Consider the following 13,362-nt stretch of genomic DNA (forward strand, 5'->3'; position numbering starts at 1 on the left):
GACCGTCTCCACCACTTCCAGGCCGTAACCGGCCAGGCCAACCTGGCGGCGCGGGGTGCCCAGCACCCGCAGCTTGCCCAGGCCCAGGTCGGACAGGATCTGCGCGCCGGCACCATTGCGGCGCCACTGGCCCACGTCCTTGTCCTTGCCCGGCACCACCGGTGCGGGCTGCTGGCGCAGGCGGGCCAGCAGGGCTTCACCATCGCGCGGGGCCGACAGCACCACCATCACGCCGGCGCCTTCGGCATCGATCGCGCGCAGGGCATCGGTGGCGGCCACGCCGAAGTCATCGCGGCGCCAGTGCAGCAGGTCGGCCAGTGGGTTTTCCACTTGCACGCGCACCAGGGTCGGGGTGTCCGCATCCGGGGTGCCGCGGACCAGGGCGAAATGCAGGTCGTGGGCGATGCGGTCACGGTAGGTCACCAGCTTGAACGGGCCGAACTCGGTCTCGATCTCGCGCTCATCCACGCGTTCCACGGTCTTTTCGGTGGCCAGGCGGTAGGCGATCAGATCGGCGATGGAGCCCATCTTCAGGCCGTGCTTGCGGGCGAACACTTCCAGTTCCGGGCGGCGCGCCATGCTGCCATCCGGGTTCAGGATCTCCACCAGCACGCCGGCCGGTTCCAGCCCGGCCAGCATGGCCAGGTCCACGCCGGCTTCGGTATGGCCGGCGCGGGTCAGCACGCCGCCCGGCTGGGCGATCAGCGGGAAGATGTGGCCCGGCTGGTGCAGGTCCGACGGCTTGGCATTGGGCTTCACTGCGGTGCGGATGGTATGCGCGCGGTCATGCGCCGAAATCCCGGTGGTGACGCCCTCGGCAGCCTCGATGCTGACCGTGAAGTTGGTCTGGAACTGGGCGGTATTGGCCTGCACCATCGGCGCCAGGCCGAGGTCGGCGGCGCGGGTGCGGGTCAGCGGCAGGCACACCAGGCCACGGCCGTGGGTGACCATGAAGTTGATGTCCGACGGCTTGACCAGCTCGGCGGCCATGATCAGGTCGCCTTCGTTCTCGCGGTCTTCGTCATCGACGATGACCACCATGCGGCCCTGGCGGATGTCTTCCAGGATTTCCGGGATCGGGGCGAAATTCATGCGACGTCTCCCTGGGGGTGCTGACCGTTGGTCGGCACGCTGATCAGCCGCTCCACGTAACGGGCGACCAGATCGATTTCCAGATTGACCGCGTTGCCCACGCCGGTGGCGGAGAAGGCGGTGTTGGCTACCGTGTGGGGGATCAGGGCGACTTCAAAACCCTCATCGTCCACTTCGTTGACGGTGAGGCTGACGCCGTCCACGCAGATCGAGCCCTTCCTGGCGATGTAGCGGCGCAGCGAGGCCGGCGCGGCGAATCGCCAACGCTGGGCACGCGCGTCTTCGTGGATGGACAGGACCTGGCCAAGGCCGTCGACGTGGCCGCTGACCAGATGGCCGCCGAGGCGGTCGGTCGGCCGCATGGCGCGCTCCAGGTTGATGACCGCCCCTTCGCCCAGCTGGCCCAGCGTGGTCAGGCCCAGGGTTTCGGTGGAGGCATCGGCCTGGAAGCTGCTGGCGTCGAATGCGATGACGGTGAGGCAGACGCCGTTGATGGCAATGCTCTCGCCCATCTGCACGTTGTCGAACGGCAGGTTTCCGACATTGAAGGTGAAGCGGACATCGCCGCCGATGGATTCGCGTGCGGCCAGACGGCCGACGCCTTCGATGATTCCAGTAAACAAGAAACGTTCTCCGCGAAAAGTGAGCGAAAAACGCCGCAAGGCAAACAGGCGGGCGCAGGGCCGCGAAGGCCCTGTGGCACCGTCTTCTTTCATCCGGACTATGACCGTCGGCTCCGGCATTGGACCGGATCTGCTGACCCCCGGCCGTGGGCCGGAGCGCTCGCGGGCTCGTGCTTGCGCACCTACCGCCGGTGGGGAGTTGCACCCCGCCCTGAAGACGTTTGTGTACCGGCGAACCGGCGTGGCCAGTGTACCAGCCCGGGCTGAACGGGGCTGGATGCCACAGCTGTGACGGCCGTCGCTCGCAATTTGTAAAACTTTCATTAAAATTCGCAGCGGACGACATGAGGTCGCCCACGGGTAGCCGAGAGGGCTGGCCCGCCAATGGACTGAAATTCACAGGAATTCCCATGCGCAAGATGCTGATCGTGGCCGCCCTGCTGGCCGCTGCCCCGTTCTCGGCCTCGGCCGACGCCCTCAGCTACACCTACGTCGAAGGCGGTTGGACGCAGGTCAAGGTTGACGACAACGCACTGGACGACCCGAAGGTCGACGGCGGCTACCTGCGTGGTTCCGTGGCGATCGCCGAACAGGTCCATGTGTTCGGTGGTTGGACCTACGCCAGCAAGTCGTACAACTACGACTACGGCTCCTACAAGCTGAAGCTGAACCAGCCGGAGCTGGGCATCGGCTACCACATGCCGTGGACCGACCGCGTCGACTTTACCGCTGACGCCGCCTGGGTCCGTCAGCAGGCCGAAATCACCGTCAACTCCGATTTCTACGGTCGCCTGCGCAACAAGGACCACACCAACCTGGGCCGCGTCACCATGGGCATCCGTGGCAAGCCGTCGCGCATGACCGAAGGTTGGGTCAAGGCCGGTTACATGGACGGCGGCAACAACTTCAAGGGCACCTGGGTCGGCACCGTCGGCGGCCAGATCAACTTCACCAAGACCTGGGGTCTGGTGGGCGAGATCTCCGGCTACCGCGACGTCACCCAGTACTCGGCCGGCGTCCGCGCCAGCTTCTGATCCAACGATCGCTCCTCGTCGTGCGATCGAACGGGCCCCGCAAGGGGCCCGTTTTTTGTCCGCTGCACACCGTCACCTGGCTGCATCGCGCCGTCGAAAGTGTGGGTAGATGCGCTAGGCTTGCGCGCCTCTGGAACAGTAAAACACCGTCATGAAGACCCCCACCCGTACCCTTCTGGCCAGCGTGCTGCTGTGCGCCCCGCTGATTGCCAGCGCTGCACCGGCCCAACTGGCACCCGAGCAGGCCTTCGACCTGTATGCGCGCGTGCTGCTGGAGGACGATGCCACCGCCACGCGTACGCTCAACGACGCACTGAAGCCGGCGTTCGAGGGCCAGGACGCGGTGACCCCCAACCCGGGTGCGCTGGCCAAGGCATTGGCCGAACCGTGGCAGGTCGTGCTTGCCAGCACCGGCGCCAAGGCCGACGCGGCCGCCACCGAAGCGCTGTATGCCAAGGCCCTGCGTGATTCGAAGTGCCGCGCGACCAAGAGCGTGATCGAAGACAACGGATACGTTGAAGACCAGAAGCTGGCGCGGATCACCTACAGCTGCCAGCTGCCCGACCTGGGCAAGGTCCGCCCGCTGTTCGCCGCCAGCCTGGCCGACGATGCCAGCCCGGCCTCGCGCAAGCAGTTCACCGATGCCTATGCCCAGGCACTGCAGAGTGGCGCACGCGTGCCGGTCAGCGGCACCTTCACCCTGTACCCGGCCAAGGACAACGGCTACTGGTACAGCGGCAACTTCGATGACCTGGTGGGCACCGTAGCCGGTGCGCTGGCACCGTTCGAGGACTGGATACAGGACGCGCAGGCGGCCAACGCGCCAAAAGTGACCGGCGTACCCGGCTGCGACCTGCTGCTGCAGCAGCACCGCGCCTGCGTGGCGAAGATCGCGCCCGACCAGATCAGCGGCGTGGACGCGATGGCCGAGGAACTGAAGGCCAAGGCGCAGGTGAAGTCAGCCGATGAGATGACGCAGGAGTGCAAGGCGCTGCGCCCGATCGCCGAGATGATGTGGACCGACGAATGCGCATAAGCGCGAGCTAGAGCCGGGTCCACGCCAGGCTGCTCGTTACCTGCGGCAACGGCGAGCGCACTTTCAGAACCGTTGCATGGCCCTGAGCGACCTGCATGGTCAATGCTGTTGCCCTCTTCCACCGGGGGCAACCGCATGAAACACCGCATGACGTCGACCGCGATCATGGTGCTGGTGCTGATGGCGTCCTGGCAGGCCGAGGCGTCCAGGTTCAAAGCCACGAAGATCATCGTCGTCCAACCCTCGGTCGCCTTCGAGTCAACGCAGCTGAGCGACAGGCACCTGGATGCGTGGATGAGCGAGGATGATCACTGCCGCGACTTCCTGATGTACCACGATCAATGTGCCGTGCTGGTACTGCCGGATGAGTACGACGACGGTTTTACGCGTCGCCGGTTGCGGTTCAAGGCGAGGCAACTGCCGGGCGAGGCGCTCGGCGCGTACTGCCGCGACCTGCATGTGCTGTGGAAGCAGCAGTGGAAGGGCCAGTGCCCGGTCGGCGAAGAAGACGACGAAGCGGCCTGACGCCATGGGCGTAGCCCCTGCTCTGCGTCATTCCTTCATGGGCGCAGCAGCAGCCTGTTGTCCTCGCCGACCTGGCGCTGGTCAACCACGCGCAGGCGACGCTGCTGGTCCATGGCATCAATGCCGAGGCCAGCCAGCAGCGGGCGTCCGTTGTCGCCCAGCAGCGTGGGGGCCTGATAAAGCAGAAGCTCATCGACCCAGCCGCCGCGCAGCAGCGCACCGGCCAGCGTGGCGCCGGCTTCGGTGTGCACTTCGTTGATGCCGCGCTCGGCCAACAATGCCAGCACCGCGCCCAGATCCAACCGCCCCTCTGCGCTGGGCACGCTGGCGAATTCGGCGTCGGCCGCATCCGGCGCGCTCACCGCCGCATCGTGCAGGTACAGCGTCGGGGCCCCGCCTTCGCGCACGCGGCTGCATTCGAGCGAACGCAGGCGCGAATCGAGCACCACGCGCAGCGGTGGCATCACCTCGGTATCGGCCAGGCGCACGGTCAGCATCGGGTCGTCGGCAATCACGGTGTCGGCGCCGGTCAGGATTGCACCCGCACGTGCGCGCCAGCGCTGCACGTCTTCGCGCGCGGCCGGCCCGGTAATCCACTTGGAGCTGCCATCGGCCATCGCGGTGCGGCCATCGAGGCTGGCGGCCAGCTTCACCCGCAGCCATGGGCGGTTGCGCTCCACGCGCGACAGGTAACCCTTGTTGAGCTCGCGCGCCTGTGCCGCCATCAGCCCTTCGACAACTTCGATGCCGGCATTGCGCAGCAGATCGAAGCCACCGCCATCGACCTTGGGGAACGGATCGCGCATCGCCGCGACCACGCGCGACACGCCCGCTTCGATCAGTGCCAGCGCACACGGCGGCGTGCGGCCGTAGTGGGCGCAGGGCTCCAGGGTGACGTAGGCGGTGGCACCGCGGGCCTCGCTGCCGGCCTCGCGCAGCGCGAACACTTCCGCATGCGGGCCACCGGCGCGCTGGTGCCAGCCCTGCCCGACCACGCGTTCGCCATGGGCGATCACGCAGCCGACCATCGGGTTGGGACGGGTGGTGTAGGCAGCGCGCACGGCCAGGCGCAGCGCGTTGGCCATGTGCAGGTGATCGAGGATGGAGAAAAGGGTTGTCATGCGGCCATGGTAACGCCGCCGGTGTGGATGCACGCCATCGGTAGATCCACGCCATGCGTGGATGGACACCTGCGTGCCAACCAAGATTGGCGCCTACCAGATCATGGGCGCCTCCGTGCCACCACAGCGGTGTCGGTCAGCCTTTCTTTTTCTTGGTCAGGGCAATCACATCGCCCAGCAGCTGCAGCTGTTCGGTACTGGCCGGCAGCTCGCGCTCGAGCTTCTCGATCTCCTCGCGGAAATCGGCCACGTCCTCGAAGCTGCGGTACACCGAAGCGAAGCGCACGTAGCCCACGTGGTCGAGCTTGCGCAGTTCGTTCATGACGAACTCGCCAACCTTGATCGAGGGCACTTCGCGCTCGCCGCTGATACGCAGCTGGTGCACCACCGCACGTACCGCTGCTTCGATCTTTTCTTCGGGCACCGCGCGCTTCTGCAGCGCGCGATCGAACCCCGCGCGGACCTTGCGCTGGTCGAACGCTTCACGGGTGCCATCGCTCTTGACGATGGCCGGCAGCTTCAGCTCGACCGTTTCCAGGGTGCTGAAGCGCTCGCCGCAGGCTTCGCATTCCCGCCGACGGCGAATCGTCGCGCCGTCTTCAGAGACGCGCGAGTCGATGACCCGGGTATCGGCATGTTGGCAGAAGGGGCAATGCATGGAACGCCTGGCTCAGGGAGCAATTGCCACGGTCATGGCAGCGTCGCAAAGGTACCTGAGAAAGGGCGCCGCAGCAAATGCTGCCTGCGCGGAAGCGCCTGCATTCTGGCTACCCAGCGTGTCAGGCGAGTTCGAGCGTGTCAGGCGAGTTCGAGCGTGTCAGGCGAGTTCGGATGCCCGGCTCAACCGGGTGCGGGTGGCGGCGATGCCATGCGTGCCCAGCGCAGCCACGCCAAGTGCCCGGACATCACCAGTAGCGGCGGGCCAAACCCGAGGAAGCCCAATGTCGAGATCTCGCCATTGCTGATCGTGGAGTACAGCGTGGCGACGACCACGCCCGACGCGGCCAAGCCACCCAACGCCAGGCCGACCCAGGCCACGACCGGTGATTGGCGAAGGCCGGCAACACCGCGCCACAGGAACAGCCCGCTCAGCCACAGCCACGACAGCAGGCCGATGATGCCGGCCGACGACCACAGCAGCAACAGCGTGTGCTCGTCGCCCGTCAGGTACTTGCCGTCCCATACGGCCATCAGCCCCAGCACGGCACCCGTGCCGCCTGCCGCCACGGTGGGCAGGCCCACCAGCAGGCCGGCGATCGCCATCCAGCGCTTGTGCAGGCGCTCATCCATGCGTTCGATGTCCTTCCATGGGCCACGTCATGCCCGGCGCTTGATCCACACCAGCATCGCAGCCGGCACCAGCATCGACGGGCCCAACAGCAGCAGGGCGATGCCTTCGGCGTGGACGGTGCTGCTCCACCACAGCGCCAGCCCCAGTGGGGGCACAGCGGCTAGACCGCCCGCCAGCAGCATCCACCACCAGAGGCGATGCACCTGCAGCCCGGCACGCCCCTGCAGCAGATACCCGGCGCTGAGCCACAACCAAGCCAGGCAGCCGGCAATGCCGGCCAGGCCCCACAGCGGCATCACGGTCACCGCAGCCAGCGTGCCATGGCCGAACTGGCCCAGCCCCGTCAGCAGCAGCATCAGTGCCGCAACGCCGCCGGCCACCAGGCTGGGCAGGCCGAACAGCACGGCCAGGGTGGCGTACAGGTATTTGAGGCGGCGCTCATCCATGCGCGATCGCTGCAATGCCGGGGTCAGAGCCCTTCCCTGCGGGAAGAGGTCCGACCCCAACCCGATCAGCCGTAGACCGGGTACTTGCGGCACTGCGCGCTGACGGCGTCGCGCACGCGGGCAATGACAGCGTCGTCGTTCGGTGCATCGAGCACGTCGGCAATCCAGTTGGCCAGGTCCACGCAGTCCTGCTCGACGTAACCACGGGTGGTCACCGCCGGGGTGCCCAGGCGCAGGCCCGAGGTCACGAACGGCGAACGCGGGTCGTTCGGCACCGAGTTCTTGTTGACGGTGATGTGAGCCTTGCCCAGCGCGGCTTCCGCGTCCTTGCCGGACACGTCCTTGCCGATCATGTCCACCAGCATGAGGTGGTTCTGGGTGCCGCCGGAGACGATCTTGTAGCCGCGCGCGATCAGCGTGTTGGCCATCGCCTGGGCGTTCTTCACCACCTGCTGCTGGTAGGTCCTGAAGGCCGGTTCCAGCGCCTCCTTGAAGGCCACGGCCTTGCCGGCGATGACGTGCATGAGCGGACCGCCCTGGATGCCCGGGAACACGATCGACTGCAGCTTCTTGACCAGGTCTTCGTCGGCGCCCTTGGCGATGATGATGCCGCCACGCGGGCCGCGCAGGGTCTTGTGGGTGGTGGAGGTCACCACGTGGGCGTGCTCGAGCGGGCTCGGGTAGACGCCAGCGGCGACCAGGCCGGCCACGTGGGCCATGTCGACGAACAGGTAGGCACCGACCTTGTCGGCGATGGCGCGGAAGCGCGCCCAATCGATCACCTGCGAATAGGCCGAGAAGCCGGCAACGACCATCTTCGGCTTGTGCTCCAGGGCCAGGCGCTCGACTTCGTCGTAATCGATCAGGCCCTGGTCGTTCACGCCGTACTGCACGGCGTTGAACAGCTTGCCCGAGGCATTCACCTTGGCACCGTGGGTGAGGTGGCCGCCGTGGGCCAGGCTCATGCCGAGGATGGTGTCACCCGGCTGCAGCAGGGCGAAGTACACGGCCTGGTTGGCCTGCGAGCCGCTGTGCGGCTGCACGTTGGCGTAGTCGGCACCAAACAGCTGCTTGAGGCGGTCGATCGCCAGCTGCTCGGCAATGTCCACGTATTCGCAGCCGCCGTAGTAGCGCTTGCCCGGGTAGCCTTCGGCGTACTTGTTGGTCAGCTGGCTGCCCTGGGCTTCCATCACCGCCGGGCTGGTGTAGTTCTCGCTGGCGATCAGCTCGACGTGGTCTTCCTGGCGCTGGGTTTCAGCGGCAATGGCCTTGGCCAGTTCGGGATCGTAGGATTCGATGCGGACGTCACGCGGGAACATCGGGTACTCCAGCAGGCAGGGAAAGGGGTACGGCTCAGCCCCTGATTGTAGCCCCGCACCGGCCCGCCGGGGCCGAAAAGGACGGGGCCGGCACTCCCGAAAGAATCCGGCCCCGTGCATGCCAGTGGATCCACGCCATGCGTGGACGTGGCCGCCGGCTCAGCGACTGTTGATGATGTAGTCGGCGATGATGCCGGTTGCCACCGCCACCAGCAGCATGTTGCCGCGGTCGTCGCGGATCCAGTGGTGCCCATGCGGCGGGCGGCGCAGGTGGTAGCGCGGGTAGTCGTTCACCACGTAGATCGGGCCACGGTAGTAGTCGCGGTAGCGGTGGCCGACCTTCCAGCCGTAGCCCGGGCCATAGGCCGGTCGATAGACCACGCGCGGCGGCGGTGCCGGGCGGTAGTAGCGGTCATGGTCGCGGTGCCAGTCGCGGCGGTCGCGTTCCCAGTCGCGCCGGGCCTCGCGGCGGTCGCGTTCCCAGTCACGGCGGTCCTGTCGCCACTCGCGGCGGTCCTCGCGCCACTCGCGGCGGTCGTGGCCGCGGCGGTGGTCGTTGTCGGCGAAGGCGGGAGCCACGGCACCGAGCGCCAGCACAGAGGCCACGGCGCTGGCCATTACTCGATTGATGCGCATGTCAGACCTCTGTTTGGGTGGTGGTGGTGAGCCCATATTGCGCAACCGATCTGAACCGTTTCCGGCTGGAAACGCTTCCCGCTGCAGGACTGTGACGGAGTATTCAGGCCACGGCCAGCCGGCGCCCCTGCGCCGGGCGCGGCCCGGAACCGGTTCCGGCTATAATTGGCGGTATTCCATTCCAGTCTGTGCCCGCTGCCGCAACGGGATGTTCCCGTGACGGGTCGGGTGCAGGGCCGCGCCTACGGAGACCTCATGTCGTCGCAATACATCTACACCATGAACCGCGTGTCCAAGGTGGTCCCGCCCAAGCGGCAGATCATCAAGGACATCTCGCTGTCCTTCTTCCCGGGTGCCAAGATCGGCCTGCTGGGCCTGAACGGCGCCGGCAAGTCCACCGTGCTGAAGATCATGGCCGGCGTGGACACCGATTTCGAGGGCGAGGCCCGCCCGCAGCCGGGCATCAAGGTCGGCTACCTGGCGCAGGAACCGGAACTGGACCCGAACAAGACCGTGCGCGAGTCGGTCGAGGAAGGCGTGGGCGAAGTGCTGCAGGCGCAGGCTGCGCTGGAAGCGGTGTATGCCGCCTACGCCGAGGAAGGTGCCGACTTCGACGCGCTGGCCAAGGAGCAGGAGCGCCTGGAGGCGATCCTGGCCGCCGGTGATGCGCATACCCTGGAAAACCAGCTGGACGTGGCCGCCGATGCGCTCCGCCTGCCGCCGTGGGATGCCAAGATCGCCAACCTGTCCGGTGGTGAAAAGCGCCGCGTGGCGCTGTGCCGCCTGCTGCTGCAGAAGCCGGACATGCTGCTGCTGGACGAACCGACCAACCACCTCGACGCCGAGTCGGTGGAATGGCTGGAACAGTTCCTGGCGCGCTACACCGGCACCGTGGTGGCCGTTACCCACGATCGCTACTTCCTAGACAACGCCGCCGAGTGGATCCTGGAACTGGACCGCGGCCGCGGCATTCCGTGGAAGGGCAACTACACCGAATGGCTGGTGCAGAAGGATGAGCGCCTGAAGCAGGAAGAAAACCAGGAAAAGGCCCGCCAGAAGGCGATCCAGAAGGAACTGGAGTGGTCGCGCCAGAACGCCAAGGGCGGCCGTTCCAAGGGCAAGGCCCGTCTGGCCCGCCTGGAAGAGCTGCAGTCGCAGGATTACCAGAAGCGCAACGAGACCAACGAAATCTTCATTCCGCCGGGCGAGCGCCTGGGCAACATGGTGATGGAGTTCAAGAACGTCTCCAAGAAGTTCGGCGACCGCCTGCTGATCGACAACCTCTCGATGCTGATTCCGCCGGGCGCGATCGTCGGCATCATCGGCCCGAACGGCGCCGGCAAGTCGACCCTGTTCAAGATGATCACCGGCCAGGAAAAGCCGGATTCGGGCGAGATCGTGATCGGCCCGACCGTGCAGCTGTCCTACGTGGACCAGAGCCGCGACAAGCTGGAAGGCAACCACAACGTCTTCCAGGAAATCGCCGGCGGCCTGGACATCCTCAACATCAACGGCATCGAGATCCAGTCGCGCGCCTACATCGGCCGCTTCAACTTCAAGGGCCAGGACCAGCAGAAGATGGTCGGTTCGCTGTCCGGTGGTGAGCGTGGCCGCCTGCACATGGCCAAGACCCTGCTGCAGGGTGGCAATGTGCTGCTGCTGGACGAACCGTCCAACGACCTGGACATCGAAACGCTGCGTGCGCTGGAAGATGCGCTGCTGGAGTTCCCGGGCAACACCTTCGTGATTTCGCACGACCGCTGGTTCCTGGACCGCATCGCCACGCACATCATCGCTTTCGAAGGCGACTCGCACGTGGAGTTCTTCCAGGGCAACTACCGCGAGTATGAGGAAGACAAGAAGCGCCGCATGGGCGACGACGCTGCGCCGAAGCGCCTGCGCTTCAAGGCGCTGAAGTAAGCCCTGCCGCAGAAAACGAAAGGCCGCGCTCGCGCGGCCTTTCGTCTTTCAGGCGTTCCTGACGCCCGCTTTCCGGGCGTTTTCGCTGGCCGCGATTCAACCGTTGATGAACGCAGGCGCCTCAAGCGGGCTTGAATCCCTGTCGTAATCGGACTTTGCAATTCGTTGTATGTTTCCGCGCGCCCACATCGGTTTTCCTACGCCCCGATTCATCCCCCAACGTAGGAAATTCCAATGAAAGCACTGATCATCACCACGGCAGCCGTGATGCTGTCGGGCACCGCCACGGCCGCGACCACCGACTGGGACGGCTTCTACCTGGGTGCCCAGGCCTCGCATGGCGAGGGGCACAGCAAGGACCGCAGCAACGCCAACGCCTCGGAAAAGAGCGTGCGCGGCTTCACCGGCGGCGTGCAGGGCGGCCGTCGCTGGCAGTTCGACAACAGCATCGTGGTCGGCGTTGAAGGCACGCTGTCGTTCGGCAACGTCACCCGTGACTGGAAGGATCGCGAACAGCACCAGTACAGCCCGTACTACGGCGAAGACGCGCTGACCCGTTCGGGCACCCTCGATGTAACGCTGGGCCGTGCGATGGGCCGCTGGCTGCCTTATGTGGGCGCGGGCGTGACCGTGGCCCAGCAGGAATTCACGCTGGGCTGCGACAAGTCGCTGGTGGAGGCCACCAACGGCTGCCGCGTGGCCGAGTTCGAGACCCGCGCCTCGCACCTTTCCACCGGCGCCCACGCCACCGCAGGCGTGCTGTACCGCTTCAACGAGCGCCTCTCGGCCGGTGCCGAATACCGCTACACCCACCTGGGTTCCAGCCCGGTGACCCTGGAAGACCCCAACTACCCCGCTGCGGCGCGTCGCAGCTTCCATACCGACTACAGCAGCGTTACGCTGAAGTTGAACTACCACTTCTAACCGCCTGGCGACGTACCCGCAGGTCCCCCGGGGCGGCAGGGCGCGCAGGCATGAGAGATCTGCGATGTCCCTGTTCGAGCGCCTGTTCCAGCTGCAGCAGCACGGCACCACCGTGCGCACCGAGCTGCTGGCCGGTGTCACCACCTTCCTGACGATGTCCTACATCGTCTTCGTGAACCCCGAGATCCTCGGCACCACCGGCATGGACGCCGGCGCGGTGTTCGTGGCCACCTGCCTGGCTGCTGCACTGGGTTCGGCGGTGATGGCGCTGGCCGCCAACTTCCCGGTCGGCATGGCACCAGGCATGGGCCTGAACGCGTTCTTCGCCTTCACCGTGGTTGGTGCTGCCGGCCTGCCGTGGCAGCAGGCGCTGGCGGCGGTGTTCATCTCCGGCCTGGTGTTCCTGGTGCTGTCACTGACCGGCGTTCGGGCATGGCTGGTATCGGGCATTCCTTCGTCGCTGCGCTCGGCCATCGTGGCCGGCATCGGCCTGTTCCTGGCGATCATCGCGCTGCAGAAATCCGGCGTGATTGTCGGCAATGAAGATACGCTGGTGGCACTGGGACCGTTGAACACGGCGCCGCCGCTGCTGGCACTGGCCGGCTTCCTGCTGATCGCGGTGCTGGAAGCGCGCCGCGTGCGTGGTGCGATCCTGATCGGCATCCTGGCCGTGACCGGCGCGGGCTGGGCGTTGGGCGACGTGCAGTACCAGGGCCTGGTTTCGCTGCCACCGAGTCTGGCACCGACCTTCCTGCAGCTGGACCTGCCGGGCCTGCTGCACCATGACGGCGGCGCACCGATCGCCGTGCTGCTGCAGGTGGTGCTGGTGTTCGTGCTGGTGGAAGTGTTCGATGCCACCGGCACGCTGTACGGCGTGGTCGGCCGCGCCGGCCTGCTGAAGCTGCCCGGCGCGCAGAAGCGTTTCGGCCGCGCGCTGCTGGCCGACAGCACCGCGATTGTTGCAGGCTCGATGCTCGGCACCAGCAGCACCACTGCCTTCGCTGAAAGCGCCTCGGGCGTACAGGTGGGCGGCCGCACCGGCCTGACCGCATTGGTGGTGTCGGCACTGTTCCTGGCCGCGCTGCTGTTCTCGCCGCTGGCGTCGATGGTGCCCAGCTATGCCACCGCACCGGCGCTGCTGTTCGTGGCCGGCCTGATGCTGCGCGAACTGGTGGAAGTGGACTGGAGCGACCTGACCGAATCGGTGCCGGCGGCCCTGTGTGCGCTGGCGATGCCGTTCACATATTCGATTGCCAACGGTCTGGCGTTCGGCTTCATCGCCTATGCCGCGCTGAAGGCCGGCACCGGGCGCTGGCGCGAAGTGCATCCGGCAGTCTGGCTGGTGGCGGTGCTGTTCACCCTGCGCTACGCGCTGGAATGATGCCTGGCTGAGGG

Annotated in this window: 14 protein-coding genes and 1 riboswitch; of the genes, 6 read left to right on the top strand and 8 right to left on the bottom strand. The window is 66.5% G+C overall.

Going from position 1 to position 13,362, the window contains the following annotated elements:
* Together ribB and N5C25_RS08910 are read right to left on the bottom strand one after the other, a co-directional pair.
* Positions 1–1,092, bottom strand: a 1,092-nt coding sequence (ribB, locus tag N5C25_RS08905; protein WP_279936817.1) for a 3,4-dihydroxy-2-butanone-4-phosphate synthase, incomplete at its 3' end; no start/stop codon positions are given.
* Positions 1,089–1,715: a riboflavin synthase gene (locus tag N5C25_RS08910; protein WP_021204341.1), complete on the bottom strand. Its 627-nt coding sequence runs from the start codon at positions 1,713–1,715 to the stop codon at positions 1,089–1,091. The genes N5C25_RS08910 and ribB, both read right to left, overlap by 4 nt.
* Positions 1,716–1,792: 77 nt before the next feature.
* Positions 1,793–1,938: riboswitch (FMN riboswitch) on the bottom strand.
* Positions 1,939–2,125: 187 nt separating this feature from the next.
* On the opposite strand from N5C25_RS08910, the gene N5C25_RS08915 reads away from it, so the two are divergent.
* The 3 genes from N5C25_RS08915 (at position 2,126) to N5C25_RS08925 (ending at position 4,310) form a co-directional block, all read left to right on the top strand.
* On the top strand, positions 2,126–2,749 hold the full coding sequence (locus N5C25_RS08915) for a hypothetical protein (RefSeq protein ID WP_058980443.1): 624 nt from the start codon (positions 2,126–2,128) through the stop codon (positions 2,747–2,749).
* A gap of 151 nt (positions 2,750–2,900) precedes the next feature.
* Complete coding sequence (locus N5C25_RS08920) at positions 2,901–3,785, top strand: hypothetical protein (protein ID WP_279936818.1); 885 nt, start codon at positions 2,901–2,903, stop codon at positions 3,783–3,785.
* A gap of 147 nt (positions 3,786–3,932) precedes the next feature.
* The gene (locus N5C25_RS08925; RefSeq protein ID WP_279936819.1) at positions 3,933–4,310 is read left to right on the top strand and encodes a hypothetical protein; all 378 of its coding nucleotides are present in this window, start codon (positions 3,933–3,935) and stop codon (positions 4,308–4,310) included.
* Positions 4,311–4,345: 35 nt separating this feature from the next.
* On the opposite strand, the gene ribD is transcribed toward N5C25_RS08925, so the two are convergent.
* The 6 genes from ribD to N5C25_RS08955 form a co-directional block, all read right to left on the bottom strand.
* Positions 4,346–5,431 carry a bifunctional diaminohydroxyphosphoribosylaminopyrimidine deaminase/5-amino-6-(5-phosphoribosylamino)uracil reductase RibD gene (gene ribD / locus N5C25_RS08930; RefSeq protein WP_279936820.1) on the bottom strand — a complete coding sequence of 362 codons (1,086 nt, stop codon included), beginning with the start codon at positions 5,429–5,431 and terminating at the stop codon, positions 4,346–4,348.
* Between the two features lie 136 nt (positions 5,432–5,567).
* On the bottom strand, positions 5,568–6,089 hold the full coding sequence (nrdR, locus tag N5C25_RS08935; RefSeq protein WP_019661036.1) for a transcriptional regulator NrdR: 522 nt from the start codon (positions 6,087–6,089) through the stop codon (positions 5,568–5,570).
* A 182-nt stretch (positions 6,090–6,271) separates the two neighbouring features.
* Complete coding sequence (locus N5C25_RS08940) at positions 6,272–6,721, bottom strand: hypothetical protein (protein ID WP_279936821.1); 450 nt, start codon at positions 6,719–6,721, stop codon at positions 6,272–6,274.
* Positions 6,722–6,748: 27 nt separating this feature from the next.
* Positions 6,749–7,168 carry a hypothetical protein gene (locus tag N5C25_RS08945; RefSeq protein ID WP_111098850.1) on the bottom strand — a complete coding sequence of 140 codons (420 nt, stop codon included), beginning with the start codon at positions 7,166–7,168 and terminating at the stop codon, positions 6,749–6,751.
* 65 nt (positions 7,169–7,233) lie between these two features.
* A complete protein-coding gene (gene glyA / locus N5C25_RS08950; protein WP_019661033.1) occupies positions 7,234–8,487 on the bottom strand; it encodes a serine hydroxymethyltransferase in 1,254 nt (417 codons plus the stop codon).
* Positions 8,488–8,646: 159 nt separating this feature from the next.
* Positions 8,647–9,123: an RcnB family protein gene (locus tag N5C25_RS08955; RefSeq protein WP_019661032.1), complete on the bottom strand. Its 477-nt coding sequence runs from the start codon at positions 9,121–9,123 to the stop codon at positions 8,647–8,649.
* 255 nt (positions 9,124–9,378) lie between these two features.
* Between N5C25_RS08955 and ettA the strand changes: the two genes are divergently transcribed.
* From ettA to N5C25_RS08970, 3 genes are all read left to right on the top strand, one after another.
* Positions 9,379–11,043, top strand: a complete 1,665-nt coding sequence (ettA, locus tag N5C25_RS08960) for an energy-dependent translational throttle protein EttA (protein ID WP_005415249.1) — start codon at positions 9,379–9,381, stop codon at positions 11,041–11,043.
* 234 nt (positions 11,044–11,277) lie between these two features.
* The gene (locus N5C25_RS08965; RefSeq protein WP_058980447.1) at positions 11,278–11,967 is read left to right on the top strand and encodes an outer membrane beta-barrel protein; all 690 of its coding nucleotides are present in this window, start codon (positions 11,278–11,280) and stop codon (positions 11,965–11,967) included.
* Positions 11,968–12,031: 64 nt separating this feature from the next.
* Positions 12,032–13,348, top strand: a complete 1,317-nt coding sequence (locus N5C25_RS08970) for an NCS2 family permease (protein ID WP_058980448.1) — start codon at positions 12,032–12,034, stop codon at positions 13,346–13,348.
* Positions 13,349–13,362: the final 14 nt, after the last annotated feature.

Origin of the sequence: Stenotrophomonas sp. GD03958 (assembly GCF_029839005.1) — a bacterium.
Taxonomy (GTDB): Bacteria; Pseudomonadota; Gammaproteobacteria; order Xanthomonadales; family Xanthomonadaceae; genus Stenotrophomonas; species Stenotrophomonas hibiscicola.